This is a genomic window from Vibrio bivalvicida (assembly GCF_001399455.2).
In the GTDB taxonomy this organism is placed as follows: domain Bacteria; phylum Pseudomonadota; class Gammaproteobacteria; order Enterobacterales; family Vibrionaceae; genus Vibrio; species Vibrio bivalvicida.
Genome location: NZ_LLEI02000028.1, coordinates 1 through 17,316, shown reverse-complemented (window position 1 = coordinate 17,316; position 17,316 = coordinate 1). Strand labels below are relative to the sequence as shown.

The 17,316-nt window shown below is 43.8% G+C and carries 15 protein-coding genes; 6 read left to right on the top strand and 9 right to left on the bottom strand.

What is annotated here, in order from left to right; genetic code table 11:
- Positions 1 to 288: 288 nt before the first annotated feature.
- Positions 289 to 1,398, top strand: coding sequence for a CNNM domain-containing protein (locus tag APB76_RS10410; RefSeq protein ID WP_054963464.1), 1,110 nt, complete (start codon positions 289 to 291; stop codon positions 1,396 to 1,398).
- 104 nt (positions 1,399 to 1,502) lie between these two features.
- Here APB76_RS10410 and APB76_RS10405 read toward each other — a convergent pair whose 3' ends face one another.
- Positions 1,503 to 2,090 (bottom strand): YjaG family protein, encoded by a 588-nt coding sequence (locus APB76_RS10405; RefSeq protein ID WP_049844305.1) that lies wholly within the window; start codon positions 2,088 to 2,090, stop codon positions 1,503 to 1,505.
- An 84-nt stretch (positions 2,091 to 2,174) separates the two neighbouring features.
- Between APB76_RS10405 and APB76_RS10400 the strand changes: the two genes are divergently transcribed.
- On the top strand, positions 2,175 to 3,101 hold the full coding sequence (locus tag APB76_RS10400; RefSeq protein ID WP_054963465.1) for a D-2-hydroxyacid dehydrogenase: 927 nt from the start codon (positions 2,175 to 2,177) through the stop codon (positions 3,099 to 3,101).
- The gene (locus APB76_RS10395; RefSeq protein WP_054963466.1) at positions 3,101 to 3,676 is read left to right on the top strand and encodes a uracil-DNA glycosylase family protein; all 576 of its coding nucleotides are present in this window, start codon (positions 3,101 to 3,103) and stop codon (positions 3,674 to 3,676) included. The genes APB76_RS10400 and APB76_RS10395 overlap by 1 nt, the downstream gene beginning before the upstream one ends.
- Positions 3,677 to 3,854: 178 nt before the next feature.
- Here APB76_RS10395 and APB76_RS10390 read toward each other — a convergent pair whose 3' ends face one another.
- The 7 genes from APB76_RS10390 to APB76_RS10360 form a co-directional block, all read right to left on the bottom strand.
- Complete coding sequence (locus APB76_RS10390) at positions 3,855 to 4,136, bottom strand: hypothetical protein (RefSeq protein ID WP_054963467.1); 282 nt, start codon at positions 4,134 to 4,136, stop codon at positions 3,855 to 3,857.
- Positions 4,137 to 4,172: 36 nt separating this feature from the next.
- A complete protein-coding gene (ltrA, locus tag APB76_RS10385) occupies positions 4,173 to 5,855 on the bottom strand; it encodes a group II intron reverse transcriptase/maturase (RefSeq protein WP_054963468.1) in 1,683 nt (560 codons plus the stop codon).
- A 1,020-nt stretch (positions 5,856 to 6,875) separates the two neighbouring features.
- The gene (gene groL / locus APB76_RS10380; protein ID WP_054963469.1) at positions 6,876 to 8,522 is read right to left on the bottom strand and encodes a chaperonin GroEL; all 1,647 of its coding nucleotides are present in this window, start codon (positions 8,520 to 8,522) and stop codon (positions 6,876 to 6,878) included.
- A 75-nt stretch (positions 8,523 to 8,597) separates the two neighbouring features.
- Positions 8,598 to 8,888 carry a co-chaperone GroES gene (locus APB76_RS10375; RefSeq protein ID WP_019277572.1) on the bottom strand — a complete coding sequence of 97 codons (291 nt, stop codon included), beginning with the start codon at positions 8,886 to 8,888 and terminating at the stop codon, positions 8,598 to 8,600.
- 206 nt (positions 8,889 to 9,094) lie between these two features.
- Positions 9,095 to 9,424, bottom strand: coding sequence for a DUF3135 domain-containing protein (locus tag APB76_RS10370; protein ID WP_054963470.1), 330 nt, complete (start codon positions 9,422 to 9,424; stop codon positions 9,095 to 9,097).
- Between the two features lie 111 nt (positions 9,425 to 9,535).
- Positions 9,536 to 10,159: a helix-turn-helix transcriptional regulator gene (locus APB76_RS10365; RefSeq protein WP_054963471.1), complete on the bottom strand. Its 624-nt coding sequence runs from the start codon at positions 10,157 to 10,159 to the stop codon at positions 9,536 to 9,538.
- Between the two features lie 57 nt (positions 10,160 to 10,216).
- Positions 10,217 to 10,639 carry a GNAT family N-acetyltransferase gene (locus APB76_RS10360; protein WP_082880288.1) on the bottom strand — a complete coding sequence of 141 codons (423 nt, stop codon included), beginning with the start codon at positions 10,637 to 10,639 and terminating at the stop codon, positions 10,217 to 10,219.
- Positions 10,640 to 10,707: 68 nt separating this feature from the next.
- Between APB76_RS10360 and murB the strand changes: the two genes are divergently transcribed.
- From murB to pssA, 3 genes are all read left to right on the top strand, one after another.
- Entirely contained in the window at positions 10,708 to 11,754 is a 1,047-nt protein-coding gene (gene murB, locus APB76_RS10355) for a UDP-N-acetylmuramate dehydrogenase (protein ID WP_054963473.1), read from the top strand.
- The gene (birA, locus tag APB76_RS10350) at positions 11,751 to 12,713 is read left to right on the top strand and encodes a bifunctional biotin--[acetyl-CoA-carboxylase] ligase/biotin operon repressor BirA (RefSeq protein WP_054963474.1); all 963 of its coding nucleotides are present in this window, start codon (positions 11,751 to 11,753) and stop codon (positions 12,711 to 12,713) included. Before murB ends, birA begins: the two co-directional genes overlap by 4 nt.
- A gap of 109 nt (positions 12,714 to 12,822) precedes the next feature.
- Complete coding sequence (pssA, locus tag APB76_RS10345; RefSeq protein ID WP_054963475.1) at positions 12,823 to 14,163, top strand: CDP-diacylglycerol--serine O-phosphatidyltransferase; 1,341 nt, start codon at positions 12,823 to 12,825, stop codon at positions 14,161 to 14,163.
- Between the two features lie 49 nt (positions 14,164 to 14,212).
- Here pssA and APB76_RS10340 read toward each other — a convergent pair whose 3' ends face one another.
- Positions 14,213 to 16,120 carry a polysaccharide biosynthesis protein gene (locus tag APB76_RS10340; RefSeq protein WP_054963476.1) on the bottom strand — a complete coding sequence of 636 codons (1,908 nt, stop codon included), beginning with the start codon at positions 16,118 to 16,120 and terminating at the stop codon, positions 14,213 to 14,215.
- Positions 16,121 to 17,316: the final 1,196 nt, after the last annotated feature.

The following is a 17,316-nucleotide window of genomic DNA, read 5'->3' as shown; positions in this document are numbered from 1 at the left end:
AACATAAATGCCCCATCTGGCAAAGGTTTGTAAGCGATCTTTGGCTCTCATGACGCACTTTTAACCATATTCTGAGCATTAACTCACAATTTGTTACTCTGTAAGCAAGACTTAATGCTTGTTTTTCAGCTGTTTTGACCTTATCTATAGATATGCGAGAGCCCGTAAAGCCTGATATTTCGGGACTTAAAGCGAATATAAAATGCTCACATCAATCATGCGCAGGCACGACAAGTTAGCACTTTTCATGCAAAAGTTGATGGGAGGATAAATCTATATAGGACACTTATGTTGTTGCTAACCCTATACGTCTCTGTTGCGATTGGCGTATCGTTTATCTGCTCCGTATTAGAAGCGGTTCTTCTGAGTATCTCGCCGAGTTATATTGCCCAATTGCGCCAACAAGAGCACCCTGCGGCGGATCAACTGGCAAAGCTAAAAGCGGATATCGACCGCCCACTGGCTTCCATCTTAACACTAAATACCATAGCGCATACCATAGGTGCGGCCAGTGCAGGTGCACAAGCTGCCGTTGTGTTTGGTAGCGAGTGGCTTGGCGTATTCTCGGCAGTACTGACGCTAGGTATTTTAGTATTGTCAGAAATTGTACCTAAGACCATTGGCGCAACCTACTGGCGTCAATTAGCTCCTACTTCAGCAGTTATGTTACGTTGGATGGTGTGGGCACTGACTCCGTTCGTCTGGTTCTCTGAGCAAATCACCAAGCGCTTAGCACGTGGCCATCAAGCGCCAAAAATGCGTGATGAGCTATCCGCAATGGCAATCTTGGCCAAAGAAAGCGGGGAGTTTGCCGAAGGTGAGTCTAAGATCCTCAATAACCTGCTAGGCATCCAAGATGTACCGGTAACTCAGGTCATGACACCGCGCCCAGTGGTATTCCGTGTTGATGCAGAGATGACGATTAACGAGTTTCTAGATAAACATAAAGAGACGCCGTTCTCACGTCCGCTGGTATATAGCAAGTCAACAGACAACATCATCGGCTTTGTTCACCGCTTAGAGCTATTTAAGCTGCAACAAGCAGGCTGCGGAGAGAAACAACTTGGTACAGTGATGCGCCCTGTGCATGTACTCTTCAACACTATGGCACTGCCAAAAGCCTTTGAGCAGATGATGGCGAAGCGACTGCAATTGGCGATGATCGTCGATGAATACGGCACCATTCAAGGTATTTTGACTCTGGAAGATGTGTTTGAGCACTTAGTTGGTGAAGAGATTGTCGATGAAGCAGACCACACCACTGACATGCAAGAGCTTGCTTTTGACCGCTGGGAGAAGTGGAAAGAAAAGCACGGCGTAATCGAAAATCGTGATGACGATGAAGAGCTTATTGAAGAACCAGTAGATAAGCAGAAAGATAATAAAGACCAGATCTAGATAACTGGATAACTGGATAACAAAAAAGAGGGCTGACGTGAAAGCGTCACCCTCTTCTTTTTGTACAAACTAGAATAGAGAAAGCTTAACTATAGAATAGAGCTCTATAGCTCTATTCCAATATTACTGACGCCTTCATCTCGAAGCTCAGCGCGTAAGTCTTTGATCAGCTCAATATCACGCTGCTCAGCTTCTCTTAGCGGACGGAAGATCGCCCACTGTACATCCCACTCACCACAAACCGCTTCATTCTGTTTTTGGTTGTCGTTAGTGATTTCTTCACCTGATTGCGCTTCTTCAAGCTGAGCCACTGTCATCACCGACAGTTGACTCACTTTGTGCATGTTATCAAACAAGTAGTCTCTATCTAGCAAGCCATGTATAAGATCAGATAGCGCAACACAAGCATCAATCGCGGGATAGACACCATAAAAATCAAAGTCTTCGGAGCTTGGAATGATCTCTTCGAGCTTTTCTAGCTGGCGCTCAAAATTCACTTTTGCGGTTTTGACAGTGAGTTGCTCCCAAATGCTGTCTAAAATATCACGGTAAACACGTGCTTCGGCAAACTCGGTACTATCACAAAACATTGCATAGTTTGGGTACATACGTTCACACAGACTCGCCATAAAGGTAATCTGTTGCCATGGTTCTAACTTCTCAAGGCGAAGCTGAAGAGGGTTCTGTAGCATAGGGACTCTTTGGGTCAATAGACCTAGTTGCTGATTTAGACAGCGAAAGTGTACTTGATAACCAACAGGGAAAAAAGCAAGGCGATGAACAATTTCACTCATAAAGTGTATCTTCTTACCGAAGATGATAGCCACTACCAACAGTTACTAGAACAAGCGGCACTTCCAGAACTAAAAATTACTTCATCATGTTGTGAGGCAACCATCCTACTTGCCTCTCCTCCGCTCGCCGCTGGGCATATTAATGATTTCCCCAACCTTGAATGGATACAGTCTATTTATGCAGGTGTCGACGCACTAGTGAGCAACTTAGATGACTTTTCAGGCGAGTTAACCAATGTAAAAGGTATCTTCGGCCAACAAATCGCTGAATACGTATTGGGTTATTCAATTGAACACTACCGCCATTTTGATCACTATCGCCAACTACAAACGAAAAACCAATGGCAGCCTAGGCTATATCAGTCTCTGGCGAAGAAGAAAATGGTTATCCTAGGTACTGGTTCGATAGGCGCATGTCTTGCGAGTGTGGCTAAAAGCTTTTCCATTGAGCCAATTGGTGTCAATCGAAGTGGCATTCCAGCCAAGCAATCCCCTTTTGATTCCACTTACCATATTCAAGAGCTGGCCACAGCGCTCAAACAAGCAGATATCGTAGTCAACACGTTACCTAATACACCAGAAACTGAGAATATCCTCAATGCCGATAGTTTAAGTCATTGTACTAACGCACTGTTATTTAATGTCGGTCGCGGCAGTGCAGTAGATGAAGATGGCTTGTTAGCAGCACTTACCAACGGAAACATCAGCCATGCCTATCTTGATGTGTTTAAGCAAGAACCCCTTAGTGAGCAACATCCTTTCTGGCAACATTCTGCGATTACCGTCACTCCTCATATCGCGGCATTAAGCATCCCAGAACAAGTTATTGATATTTTTACCGAAAACTATCAGCGTTGGCGGGATGGATTTGCGCTAGTGAATGTTGTCGACCCGAGCAAAGGCTACTGATGTTAAAGCAACTGCTTAAAGAAGTTCGAACTTGTAGAGCTTGTGAGCCAGAGCTACCACTGGGTGCCAACCCAGTGATTCAAGCTTCAAGTACAGCAAAGATTTTGATCATTGGACAAGCCCCAGGCACTCGCGTGCATGCAACCTCAATTCCTTGGAATGATCCAAGCGGTAATCGGCTGCGTGAGTGGTTAGCGCTCGACAAAGAGACCTTCTACGACGCAAGCAAAGTGGCGATTATGCCAATGGGTTTATGTTATCCGGGAAAAGGGAAAAGTGGCGACTTACCACCACGTAAAGAGTGCGCTCCACTCTGGCATCAACGTGTTCTTGCTCAACTACCTAATATCGGTATCACCTTACTTATCGGCCAGTATGCGCAAAATTACTATTTATCAGATAAACCAAAAACATTGACTGAAACTGTTCAGCAATGGCAACGCTGGGCACCAAGGTATCTACCACTTCCCCATCCATCACCACGCAATACTTTGTGGTTAAAGAAAAATCCTTGGTTTGAAGCTGAGATGGTACCTTTTATTCGCGGCTATGTGCACGAGCATTTAGAGACATAAAAAAACGGAGACCGAAGTCTCCGCTTTTAGAATCGCTATAAGTAACTCGGGGGATGTCGGGTAGCAGCGGCACATTACTATGCCACCGCCCCCTAAGAACCGTACGTGCGAATTTCCCCGCATACGGCTCAAGCCTTTATAAGCTCATTTTAACTGTGAGCCAGCAATTTCCCATTGTCTAATTAGGATCGTTACAACGTTCGCATTGGTAGTTAGCAAGCTCTTTAGCCTCTAAAATAAGGTCCGTCATCTCTTTTCGAGAATCAAAGACACCATTCAATTGACCTTGAGTAAACTTAAAGTTGCCTAGTTTATAGGCTTCTTCTATATCGCTACTACCCTCTAATAAAATATCGTCATGCACTTTACATAGCTTCAAAGCACCTGACTCTATGGCTATTTGAGTTGCAACTTGTTGTTTCGCTTCCTGATGTTCCAAGTAACGCTTGGTTCCACTCATACCAGTACCTTAATATGAACACTGATTCACACAATTTTAGCCCAGTAATGATTGTGATCCAATATTATGTACTTGTCGGTGACAGTTAATATGCAACATCATCAAATTGGAGCTAATGTCCGTGCCACCATCCACTCTTCGGATGATATGGTGAATATCCCACTCACCCTCTGAGTTGAATTGCTGGTGGCAAACCGCACATTTGAAATCTTGCCTTGCGGCAATCTTCCATAACTTCATGTTACCCGACAAAGACTTTTTCAGCCTTTGCATCTTCAGACGCTCATAATATTGTTCGTCCTCCGGTAGGTAGCAATTAGCCATTGCTCTGATCTTAACATGCTTATCGATTGCTACTCTCGCTGCACTAAACAAGCGATAGTGTCCCTCTTCCCCTTTCGTTTTTGGTGCACTAAATACCCAATATCTGTCGCCTGCTGTTTTAAAGTACTTGTCCTTAATCCAGCGTTTGCGACGGTTTTTGTGTATTCGACGACACCACTGCCACAACATTTTCCAGATCCGGTAATCAATATACTTGAATGTCTCACTTGCACAGACCCAACGGTGATAGTTACACCACCCTCTGATCATCGGATTCAGCTTGGTAACCACCACTGATGCTGGAACCGTTTTATTGCAATTAAGAAAATCCCGTATGTTGCGCAGAAATAACTTTACGTTCTTACTCGATGGCTTGATTAACATCTTGCCGTTGTACTTACGCAAATTCTGCCCAAGAAAATCAAACCCGTTGTCTATGTGCGTTATCAGCGTTTTCTCTGCTGATAATTGCAGTCCACGTTCTGCCATAAAGGCTTCAACTATTGGTAATGCCTTATCTTCTAGTAGCTCTTTCGAGATCCCAGTAATGATAAAGTCATCCGCATATCGCACATAATTAACCTTAGTTTTGTAACTAGCTTTGGTATTCTTCTTCCCAAAGTGGGATTCGAGCACCGCTTCCAGTCCATCTAAGGCCATATTCGCAAGCACAGGTGAAATAATCCCACCTTGTGGTGTACCTGCTTCTGTCGAGTTGATCTTCCCAGATTCCATGAATCCAGCTTTCAGCCACTTCTTGAGTATCGCCTTATCCATAGGGATATTGTCGATAAGCCAATCATGGCTGATAAAGTCAAAACATCCTTTAATATCACCCTCCAATACCCACTGGGCACTCGCTTTGCGGCTAAGGTTCACGAAGCATTGTTCGATTGCGTCAGCGCAAGAGCGATTCGGACGAAAGCCATAGCTGTTTCGGTCCGCCGTAGTTTCCGAGATGGATTCAAGAGCTAGCAAGTATAGAGCTTGCATTGCTCTGTCTCTCATTGTCGGTATCCCCAGCGGCCTCTTCTTACCATTGGCTTTGGGAATATAGACTCGCCTGAGCGGTTTGGGCTTGTAGCCCGCTCGCTGTAGCTGCTCTATTGCTTCCCATTTCTTTGCAGGTGTACTCCAAGTTTCCCCGTCAACCCCTGCGGTGTTTTTCCCTCTGTTTTCGGTGACTCGCCTAATGGCAATCACCTTGGCAGCAAACGATCGGGTCAACATGCGTTGCAGTCTTTTAACCTGTCGCCAGTCAGACTTTTTCGTTGCCTTCGCGATCCTAACCTGTAGCCCTCTCACTGTCTGATGCATTAACGCCCAGTCGATACTGTGCCAATGATCCATTAAGTGGGAGGATGCAGGTAACCTTTGCATTGTTGCTGTACTCATCTTGCTTTCCTCCATAGCCTTAACGGAGAGAAGCTATTGCCCCAACGGGGGTAACTAATCCCCGTTGGGCTAATTCATTAGATGACTTTACACGTTTTCACACGATTAAAGACCAGTTGGAAGTCTGCACCATTTCTGGTTAGGACAAAGTTCGAATCCCTATCAAAACCATTACAGCTTTGCATTCGCTTTTTCCAACCTCCTTTACCCACTTATTCATCAGCCTTCCTTGCGGTCGACCTGCCTAAGTCAAAACTGTATTTAGGCAAATAGTTGGGCTTACCGAGTTCCATTGCAATTACACAAGCAGTTTAGGTTCTGTCTATCCACCGGAGGTCAATTGACGACGTATTCCCAGATGTAAGAGGAATAACCGACCACGTACCTTTTGGTCAGAGCGTATCAACAATATTTCGCTCATTGCGGCTGACGGTGTTTATCAACAGTTCACTTATGTTAACCATGCTGCTTAGCCTAGCTCTCAACCCACATATTGTTTATGGATTACTCTTCACCCTCACAGATTTAGAGTTACTTTCGCAGAGATACATTGTCAGGGAGCTTCGCACAAGACCGTTACCAGTCATGCACTACCCCTAGGCTACTGCCAGTCGTATAGCAGGTCTCGCTACATAAGAGCAAGCTCGAATGCTGAGACAATAATTACAACAGCTTACGCCCGAAGGACGCTACAGTAATGAATCACGTTGATCATGCTTAACAGCAATATTTCGGATTGGCGTTTGATCGGCAGGCGAACCGCCGCTTTTGCCAATAGCACAATATGGCTTTCCTAGATATGATTTTTGAACGGCAGCGAATGCGCCAATTTTAAGCTAATCGCACAGATGCGATCAGGCGAACACTCCCGTGAAGGAATGCCGTTGATCGGATTGTGCGATCCGACCAACGGATTTCGACTACTAATTTTGCGAGGGTGGGAAGTAAATACTGACTAAAAGTTAGTATTTACTTTGGCCGTAGCCCGCGAGGTTAGCGACCTCCGCGACTCTCGTCGCACTACATCATACCGCCCATGCCACCCATACCGCCCATGCCACCCATATCAGGCATTGCAGGCGCATCTTTTTGTGGTAGGTCAGTAACCATGGCTTCAGTAGTGATCATTAGACCCGCGACTGATGCTGCAAACTGAAGTGCAGAGCGAGTGACTTTTGTTGGATCTAGGATACCCATCTCGATCATATCGCCGTATTCACCAGACGCAGCGTTGTAACCATAGTTACCTTCGCCTGCACGAACGTTGTTCGCAACCACTGACTCTTCATCACCCGCGTTCATAGTGATTTGACGGATAGGTGCTTCCATCGCACGTAGTGCTACACGGATACCGACGTTTTGCTCTTCGTTATCACCTTGAAGTTCAGTGATCTTAGAAGCTGCGCGGATTAGCGCTACACCACCACCAGCAACTACACCTTCTTCAACTGCCGCGCGAGTTGCATGAAGTGCATCTTCAACGCGGTCTTTCTTCTCTTTCATTTCAACTTCAGTCGCTGCACCAACTTTGATTACCGCAACACCGCCTGCTAGCTTAGCAACGCGCTCTTGTAGCTTCTCTTTGTCGTAATCTGAAGTTGCTTCTTCGATTTGCTGACGGATTTGTGCAACACGACCAGTAATCATAGCTTCTTCACCGACACCGTCGATAATAGTTGTGTTTTCTTTCGTGATAGCAACTCGCTTCGCTTGACCTAGGTCTTCTAGCACAACCTTCTCTAGCTCTAGACCAACTTCTTCAGAGATAACTGTACCACCAGTTAGAGTAGCGATGTCTTGTAGCATCGCTTTACGACGGTCGCCAAAACCAGGGGCTTTAACTGCTGCAACTTTTACGATACCACGCATGTTGTTCACAACTAGAGTCGCTAGCGCTTCGCCTTCTACATCTTCAGCGATGATCAATAGTGGACGAGAAGCTTTCGCTACCGCTTCTAGGGTAGGAAGAAGCTCGCGAATGTTTGAAACTTTCTTGTCGATTAGAAGAATGAATGGGTTTTCTAGATCAACACTACCCGCTTCTTGGTTGTTGATGAAGTAAGGCGATAGGTAACCGCGGTCGAATTGCATACCTTCAACCACATCTAACTCATCTTGTAGTGCTTGACCTTCCTCAACAGTGATAACACCGTCGCGGCCCACTTTTTCCATCGCTTCAGCAATAATATTCCCTACTGTTGCGTCAGAGTTTGCTGAGATAGTACCTACCTGTGCAATAGCTTTAGTGTCTGCACATGGTACAGAAAGCGCTTTTAGCTCTTCAACTGCCGCTACTACTGCTTTATCGATACCGCGCTTAAGATCCATTGGGTTCATGCCAGCAGCAACTGCTTTTAGACCTTCATTTACGATAGCCTGAGCAAGTACAGTTGCTGTAGTCGTGCCGTCACCCGCAGCGTCATTTGCTTGAGACGCTACTTCTTTAACCATTTGCGCGCCCATGTTTTGGAACTTGTCTTCAAGTTCGATTTCGCGCGCTACAGATACACCATCTTTAGTAATGGTTGGTGCACCGAAAGATTTGTCTAGAACAACGTTACGACCTTTCGGGCCTAGTGTTACTTTTACCGCGTCAGCCAGAACGTTTACACCCTCTAGCATTTTTACGCGTGCGTCATTACCAAATTTAACGTCTTTAGCAGCCATCTTTAGTTTCCTTTTCTAAATTCTTTGTTTTGATTTTCAGCTGAACCTGAGCAAAAAATTATTCAATGATTGCTATTATTCAACGATTGCCATGATGTCGTTTTCAGACATCACTAGCACTTCTTTGCCGTCGATTTTTTCAGTCTTAGTACCGTAACCTTCAGCGAAGATAACAGTATCGCCAACTTTAACGTCCAACGGTAGCACAGTACCGTTTTCTAGGATGCGGCCTTTACCCACAGCTAGAATTACGCCGCGAGTCGATTTCTCTGCAGCAGAACCTGTTAGAACAATGCCACCAGCTGACTTAGATTCAACTTCTTGGCGTTCAACGATAACTCGGTCGTGTAATGGACGAATGTTCATCGGTCGTCTCTCCTGAAAATTTCTATGTTGTTTGATAATTGCATTGCGCAAAAGCACAAGGCTTCAAAGTCTTGTGCTATCTATATGAGGGGTAAATTTAGGAAATCCAAGGGGAAGACGGTGGATTTTTGTGATCTGGTTCAGAGAAGAATAGATAAATGCTTAGTGTTTTAGCTAATCTAAATATTAATCGAAGGCTCCCCTTCCTAACGCCATTCATCCAAAGGAATAATCTGCGCACAGTGTTGAGGATCAACCTCATCACCATCAAGAACACCTTGAAACTTGACCATTTGCGAAACAAGCTCACGCATGAGCAAGACATTGGCGTGATTTGGATTTTTACAACTGCCGACAACACGATCGATATGGCTCTGCTGGGCCCATAATCTATCTTGCATCTCCTCAGAAGCAGAGAGAATCATTTCTTTACACATATCCTGTTTTAACTGAGAAAAACCTTCTGGATTATGCTCTGCCATTGCCATTAGCTCATCGAAAGAAGGTAGGGTTTGATTGATTAATGGTGAGCTCATACAGCCTCCCTAAATGATGACTAAATTATCAACACCGCAATATAAGGATAGGCGATTCAGAGGAAATTGGGGAACCTCAAAAAGACTTTCTCAGTTTTAAGATAAGTGGAGCTATATCACCATATCTTTAATTTGATAAACACACCTTCGCTGCCCAGCAACGATATGTTCAGTGCGTTCGACAGATAACTCGTTACCAAGTAAAGTCTGAAAAATAGCTAATTCTGAGCGACAAAAACTCGGACAACGTGTCGCTGCTTTACAAATAGGGCAGTGATTTTCAATCAGCAGGTAACCATTATCTATCTTTTCAAGCTCTGCCATGTAGCCTTCTTGTTGGCGCAATTCAACTAGCCTTTTCAGCTTAGCAAGGGAGTCGGAACAAAGGCTGAGTTCTTCTTGGTAGTGAGCTAACGTTTTCGCTTCTCGCTCATCTGCCACTTTTTGCAAACCCTCTTGACCAAACAAGTTTTCGACCGCTTCTATGACTTGAATGGTCAATTCACTGTGACGATCGGCAAATCGAGCATGACCTTTTTTTGTCAACGACCAGTGCCGAGTAGGTCTTCCTACTTTCACTTTTAGGTCTTCGAAGGTGAGTAAATCATCATTCTCAAGAGTTTGTAGGTGTTGACGTGCCCCCATGGTAGTCATATCAAGTGCGTCGGCAAGCTGCTTCGCGGTAACAGCCCCCTCTCTTTTTATGGTTTGTAATATTTTGTCGGCGCTTTTCATGCTTGCTCCCTCAATCACTGAAATATTATGGAGTATCAGCTTTATAAAGCAAACGCTTTACCGAGATGGTTTGACGTACTTCATCGCTACGAGTTGCTTCTTAAGGCTATAACGTTCAAACAGTCCTTTTAACGAGTTAGGTAACTGACTCGCGTCAATCTTCTTGAAGTTATGTTGAGCATAAAATGTTTCTAGATGTGCGTAGGCAAAGCAGAAATCATGCTCCGATAAGACATGCTGAGCACAGTAACCCATTAACTGATGACCGAAGCCACTTCCCCTGAACTCTGGTATCACTAGCATTCCTGTTAGTAAGCGGAATTGCTCAATATTTCTAAAACGAACCAGTGAGACGATTTGCTGCTCAATAGTACCAACAATGGTCAGCTCATCCTTTTTCGCCTTGCCTGAAGGATAGTGAGCTTTGTACAAACGCGATACAAGGGGGAGCTTTATTGGGTCTAAGGTTTCAATCTGCATTGGGCTCATTATCACCAAACTTCAATTTAGGGTAGAATGCAGGCAGTTTAGATTACTCGATAAATCCGATGCAAATATTAGCTAACGCAGATCTTAGTCGCTCACACACCTTTGCTATCTCGCAAACCTGCTCTTATCTGGTTGAAGTTGCAACCGTTGAAGAGATCAAACATGTCTATCAAAAACAAGAGTGGTTGAGCCTTCCTAAACTGATTTTAGGCAAAGGCAGTAATGTCTTGTTTACCCAACCCTATCAAGGCGTGGTGGTAGTCAATAATTTGCTTGGTAAGTCAGTCAATGAAACCGACACGCATTGGCATTTACATATCGCTGGCGGTGAAGATTGGCCAAGCTTGGTGAAATGGAGTGTTGAGCAAGGTTACTTTGGATTAGAGAACCTCGCTCTGATCCCCGGCTGTGCAGGCAGCGCTCCGATTCAGAATATCGGCGCTTACGGTGTTGAGCTGAAAGATATCTGCGAATACGTTGACGTACTTTGTTTAGAAACCTTCAATAGCAAGCGGCTGAGCGCTGAAGAGTGTCAGTTTGGCTATCGAGACTCCATATTTAAACATGAGCTGTTTCAGAAAGTCATGGTTATAGCGATCGGCTTGAAGCTCCCCAAAATGTGGTCAGCAAATATCGAATATGGCCCGCTTCAATCTCTACAAAGCAAAACGCTCACCGCGCAGCAAGTGTTTGAGCGAGTTTGCCAAATCCGAATGGAAAAGCTGCCTGACCCTGCCAAGCTAGGCAATGCAGGCAGCTTCTTTAAGAACCCGGTTATCTCGAACCAGCAGTTCGAAAATTTGAGTAAACAATTCCCCAATATTGCTGCCTACCCAACACAAGATGGCGTAAAAGTCGCCGCAGGCTGGCTAATAGATCAATGCCAATTAAAAGGCCATCAAATCGGTGGTGTTCAAGTCCACCCTAAACAGGCATTGGTGCTAGTAAATACAGACAATGCGACCGCAAACGATGTGATCAAATTAGCAGCAACAGTGCGTCAAACCGTATTGGATAAATATCAGATTGCATTAGAACATGAAGTGAGATTTATCGGTTCTCATGCAGAAACGAATCTAGAGACAATATTAGAGAGCCAGCAATGAAAGAACATTCCGTAAAACTTTCTATCTTGAAGGCTTTATCACAAGGGGGATTTCGCTCTGGAGAAGAACTAGGAGATAAGCTTGGCGTATCCAGAGCCGCGATCAGTAAGCATATTAAGGGTATCCAAGCTTGGGGAGTCGATGTGTTTCGCGTACAGGGCAAGGGCTACCAGCTCGCCAAGCCTATGCAATTGCTCGATAGAGACATAATTCAAAATAGTTTAACTAACCGAGTAGAGCTGATACCTATTATTGACTCAACCAACCAATATCTACTTGATAGAGTCGATAGCTTAGAGTCTGGGTCAGTATGCCTTGCTGAGTATCAGGCTAAAGGCAGAGGTCGCCGCGGGCGCGAGTGGGTATCTCCTTTTGGTTCAAACCTATACTTATCGATGTTTTGGCGTTTAGATGCCGGTATGGCAGCCGCTATGGGCTTAAGCTTGGTGGTTGGCGTGGCAATCGTCGAAGCTCTCGAAGAGATGGGGCTGACAGGGGTAAAACTAAAGTGGCCGAATGACCTCTATTATCAAGACAAGAAGCTCGCAGGTATTCTGGTCGAAATGTCAGGCCAGGCTGGTGCAGCGGCCAACCTTGTAATAGGTATGGGGCTCAACTTAATGATGTCCGAGGCGACTGAAGGCATTACCCAGCCTTGGGCCAGCTTAGATGAGGTTGCAGATAATCAACAGATTGATAGAAACCAACTGGCGATTACCATGATAACCACCCTACACAAGGCTTTAGATGTTTATGAACTGTATGGGATGGCAGGCTTTGTCGAGAGATGGAATCGCTTGGATAACTTTATCAACCGGCCGGTAAAACTGCTTATGGGTCCTAGGGAGATTAGCGGAATCGCCAGAGGCATCAACGAACAAGGCGCGGTTCTTTTAGAAACCGAAAATGGGTTAGAAACCTTCATCGGTGGTGAAATCAGTCTTCGTCCTAATCAGTAAATCACAGGTTTTACAACTAGCATTGTCGAACTAGGATCTGGTAACTAGGAACTGCTAGCACATTTTGCTAATATCCTTGTCCACTTTAAGTAAAGGTAACCCATCCAACATGATGACTAATAGGAACTTATTCGAACAACTTCCTACTTTGGCGCAAGACCCTACTCAGTTTGAGACGCTTTATGCAGCTAAAGACTTTCGAACTCGCTTAATAGAAGCGATTCGTCAGGCAAGTAAACGAATCTACCTGGTTGCTCTTTATTTGGAGGATGATGAAGCAGGAAGAGAGATCTTAACTGAGCTCTATGAAGCCAAACAGCGCAACCCTGGCCTAGAGGTCAATGTATGTGTTGATTGGCATCGTGCTCAGCGCGGCTTAATCGGTGCTGAACCTGGTGAAACCAACGCCTCTATGTATAAAAGCTTCGCGGATAATTACGAGCACAGAATTCCTATCTATGGTGTTCCGGTTCGTGGACGTGAAGTATTCGGCGTTTTGCACTTAAAAGGCTTCATTATTGATAACCAAGTTATCTACAGTGGCGCAAGTCTTAACAACATCTATCTCAACTACAAAGAACGTTATCGTTTCGACCGCTATCATGTGCTAAATAACAAAGCACTGGCCGACAGTATGGTCAACTTTGTTCAGAAAGAGATGATCGACCACCCTGCAGTTAACAATCTAGCTTGTTCAAAGAAGCCAGAGACCAAAGAGATAAAGGCGCAAATTCGCCAATTAAGGGCTTCTCTTGCCAAGTCCTCTTATCAATTTGATACACAAGCGGTCTCTCAAGAGCTGGTTGCTGTAACACCTATCGTAGGGGTTGGTAAAAAGCGTAATAAGCTTAATCAAGGCATCAATCAGTTGCTCGCACAGGCCAAAGATGAGATTTTCATCTGTACACCCTATTTTAACTTCCCCCGTAGCGTAGCTAAGGAAGTAAAAAAAGCACTAAAGCGTGGTGTGAAAGTGACTATCGTCGTGGGTGATAAAACTGCCAATGACTTTTATATCTCACCTGAAGAAGAGTTTAAAACCATCGGCGGTCTACCTTACCTCTATGAGCGTAATTTGCGCCAGTTTGCCAAGTCGAATGAAGCCAAAATTGCCAGTCGTAAACTATCTATCCATTTATGGAAGCATGAGGAAAATAGCTTCCACCTGAAAGGCATCTGGGTAGACAAGCGTTACATGCTGATTACGGGTAATAACCTCAACCCGAGAGCTTGGAGCTTAGACTTGGAGAACGCTCTCTTTATCCAAGATAACTACCACCACCTGACTCCTCAGTTTGAGAAAGAGGTGGAGAACATTCTGCAGCATACTCAGCTCATTTGTACTTACAGACAATTAGAGAAAGCGGAAGACTACCCAGAAGCGGTTCAAAAACTGATGCGTAAGATTACAAGAGTCAGTGCCGATCGTATACTGAAGCAGATTTTATAATTGCTTGCTAGATACAAAAAGAGCTCCGATTATGGAGATCTTATTTATTCTAATGGATCGTATCAGCGTTATCTTCTTGAGCATCACGAAGCTTCTGCCAGACTAAGTCACCAATACCATCCGTAGGGTTAAATTCTGTCGGTGCTTCTAATAGCAGTTCCCGAATCTTATCATGTTCAAAGTTATGGCAGGCTTTATCTAATCTATCAGTTAGAGCAATATACTGCTCTAGTGGAAGAAAGCGTTCGTTAGCCGTCATAATTCTCGGGTGAGCGGTTTCACCAACATTATCGCCAATCAGCAGCTCCTCGAATAGTTTCTCTCCGGGGCGAAGGCCTGAAAACTCGATAGCTATATCTCCATATGGATTGCTTTCGTCTTTGACTTCTAGCCCTGACAATTGAATCAAATTAACCGCTAAGTCGGTGATTTTAACGGGTTCGCCCATATCGAGGACAAACACATCCCCACCTTTACCCATGGCCCCCGCTTGGATCACAAGCTGTGCTGCCTCAGGGATTGTCATAAAATAGCGAATAATATCAGGGTGAGTGACTGTAATTGGACCACCACAAGCAATTTGCTTTTTAAACAGAGGTATAACTGAACCCGAAGAGCCTAAAACGTTACCAAAGCGAACCATACAAAAACGGGTTCCATTCTCTTTAGCATTTTCTTGTTCTGCCAAAGCCTGAAGGCCTAGCTCAGCCATGCGTTTAGTCGTTCCCATGATATTAGTAGGTCTTACAGCTTTATCAGTCGAAATCAAAACAAACGATTCGACTTGAGCCTCTATTGCAGCATTTGCAGTGTAATAAGTTCCGAACACATTGTTGCGAACACCTTCCACAACATTGTACTCAACTAGAGGTACATGCTTATAAGCAGCGGCGTGGTAAACAGTTTGTACACCAAAGCTTTTCATGGTAATTGCTAGTCGATTTATTCGTTGCACAGAACCGAGTAGAGGGACAATTTCTACATTTAAACTTTCAGCTCCGACCAAGTTAGATAATTCTCGATCGATTTGATACAAAGCAAACTCGGAAAGTTCAAACAAGATTAAAGCCTTCGGTTTTTGCCTAATAATTTGACGACAAAGTTCTGAGCCAATAGAGCCTCCCGCCCCAGTGACCATCACTACCTTCTCTTTTATGTTTGCTTCCATTAAAGCTTGTTGTGGTGCGACAGAATCGCGCCCTAGCAAATCTTCAATAGCTACATCTTTTAACTCATCGATTTGAGCTTTTCCATCGACAATATCTTTCATGTCTGGAACAGTGAGGACTTCTGCTGAAAGGTGAACAAGGGAGTCTAAAATTTCTTTACGACGAGCCCTAGAAGCGCTAGGTACTGCCAATAAAACTTGGTCAATACCAAACCTTGCGGCTATAGTGTCAACACTTTCAACATTGTAAACTCTTAGCCCGGAGACTACAGAGTTTATCAAGGTCAAGTCTTCATCTACAAAACAACATACTTTATGATTATCTGAATTCCTAAGTGCATAGGCTAATCGCCTTCCCGCAGCCCCTGCCCCATAAATTAAGACTTGCTGACGGTCTTTAGCAATAGTCAAAAAAGCTATACCGCGAACCCCCAAGCGAAAACCACTACACAGTAACCCCAAAAATGCACCGTATATCAGCGGCACACTTCTAGGGATATTCGCATCAAAATAGAAAGATAGTAGCGCTACGCTTATGGATGACACGAATGTTCCAATGGAGATTGAGATAAATATATGGAAGGTCAAATACCGCAAAATCGTTCTATAAAGCCCTAAGTAAGCGAAGGCTGCAATAGTAACAAAACCGTTAATTAATATAATTTTAATATCGAATGAAGTTAGTTCGGGGGCAACACCTAATCTAGCCCAGTAGGCTAGCAAAAAAGCCGTAACAGCGAACATGTAGTCAACAGACGCGCTAACTGCGAATTTTATTTTTCTGGACATATGATAGGTACAATAGATAACATTACAGTTGTTAGTATGAGCCTTAAGCCCCGTGCTTAAATGAGTTTAGCATAAACCGCCAAAAAAATTAACAGAATTCATCACTTTAAAGTCACCTAATGAAGCTAAATAAAGACAACTTCCTCATATCGTTCTTAAGTTTTTTTTTCCTCACGCTGCTCGTTGCTTCAGGTACGAAATCTTTCTACCTTTGGGAGCAGGTAACATACCTCTGGGGAGATAGTACTTTACGTTGGTCTGAACTTCTAACACACCCACATGGTCCACGTTATGCGCTAGTCTACCCTATATTTGCTACTTCAAAGCTCTTATGTATTGATTATGACTTTTTATTTTCTTACTTTGTGCCAGTAATTATTGCATGCGTAATCAGTTTAAATATTTCTAGTGTTAGGGTTTTTATGGCTAGGCGATTGAAATATTCTGAACTATTAGCGATCGCTATAGTTTATATTGCTCTAGCACTCATGATGAACGGTAGAATTATATTCGCACTTCTTGGGTCCAGCCTTTTTCTATATAACTTCACTTCAAAGTCAAAAAGCCATGTTACTTTGATAATCCTGGCCGTCTCCTTGTTTTTATGTAGTGTTAGCAGCGGGACACTGAGCATCGTTATCGCGTGGTTAATCATTTATGTCTTCATAAACAAAAATACAAGTTCTATATACTTTTATTTAAAGTTTGTCTTCTTAGCTATGTTCTTTGCATTCTTTGGAGACTATTTAGTAAGAATTACCAATAAAAACTTAGATTTCTACGGTGGGGGTATTGATGGGGCTATTAATATGCTAAGCCACGGAGCCGGAAAGTTATTCTTCATTAACCATTATGTTTCCATTCTAATTATTTTAACAGTTTTGTCGATAGCAGTGATTTTCTTTAGTACAATAATGCTTCTAAAAGAAGTAAAGATAAGCAGGACTATAATAATCTATTATACACTCCTAATTATAGGTCTATCAGGAGGAATGTTTGGGTTGTCAACTCTCTCTGTATCTATACCTCTAGTAGTTTTACTGGGCACCTATCATTACAACAATCTACATTTCAGTATAGTTAGTGAAACATCAGCACCTCCCTCATAACTACTATCATAATTTTGTTGTTGGGCAAGTATGTGTAGTGGTACGGTGAATTTGGCCACCTGATTAGAGGTGTTAAGATGCACCTCG

Excerpts from the sequence above, each read along its gene's own strand:
- ltrA (WP_054963468.1), bottom strand. The coding sequence starts at position 5,855 with ATGAGTACAGCAACAATGCAAAGGTTACCTGCATCCTCCCACTTAATG.
- birA (WP_054963474.1), top strand. The coding sequence starts at position 11,751 with ATGAAAGAACATTCCGTAAAACTTTCTATCTTGAAGGCTTTATCACAA.
- pssA (WP_054963475.1), top strand. The coding sequence starts at position 12,823 with ATGATGACTAATAGGAACTTATTCGAACAACTTCCTACTTTGGCGCAA.
- APB76_RS10405 (WP_049844305.1), bottom strand. The coding sequence starts at position 2,090 with ATGCTACAGAACCCTCTTCAGCTTCGCCTTGAGAAGTTAGAACCATGG.
- groL (WP_054963469.1), bottom strand. The coding sequence starts at position 8,522 with ATGGCTGCTAAAGACGTTAAATTTGGTAATGACGCACGCGTAAAAATG.
- APB76_RS10370 (WP_054963470.1), bottom strand. The coding sequence starts at position 9,424 with ATGAGCTCACCATTAATCAATCAAACCCTACCTTCTTTCGATGAGCTA.
- murB (WP_054963473.1), top strand. The coding sequence starts at position 10,708 with ATGCAAATATTAGCTAACGCAGATCTTAGTCGCTCACACACCTTTGCT.
- APB76_RS10410 (WP_054963464.1), top strand. The coding sequence starts at position 289 with ATGTTGTTGCTAACCCTATACGTCTCTGTTGCGATTGGCGTATCGTTT.
- APB76_RS10365 (WP_054963471.1), bottom strand. The coding sequence starts at position 10,159 with ATGAAAAGCGCCGACAAAATATTACAAACCATAAAAAGAGAGGGGGCT.
- APB76_RS10375 (WP_019277572.1), bottom strand. The coding sequence starts at position 8,888 with ATGAACATTCGTCCATTACACGACCGAGTTATCGTTGAACGCCAAGAA.
- APB76_RS10400 (WP_054963465.1), top strand. The coding sequence starts at position 2,175 with ATGAACAATTTCACTCATAAAGTGTATCTTCTTACCGAAGATGATAGC.
- APB76_RS10395 (WP_054963466.1), top strand. The coding sequence starts at position 3,101 with ATGTTAAAGCAACTGCTTAAAGAAGTTCGAACTTGTAGAGCTTGTGAG.
- APB76_RS10390 (WP_054963467.1), bottom strand. The coding sequence starts at position 4,136 with ATGAGTGGAACCAAGCGTTACTTGGAACATCAGGAAGCGAAACAACAA.
- APB76_RS10340 (WP_054963476.1), bottom strand. The coding sequence starts at position 16,120 with ATGTCCAGAAAAATAAAATTCGCAGTTAGCGCGTCTGTTGACTACATG.
- APB76_RS10360 (WP_082880288.1), bottom strand. The coding sequence starts at position 10,639 with ATGCAGATTGAAACCTTAGACCCAATAAAGCTCCCCCTTGTATCGCGT.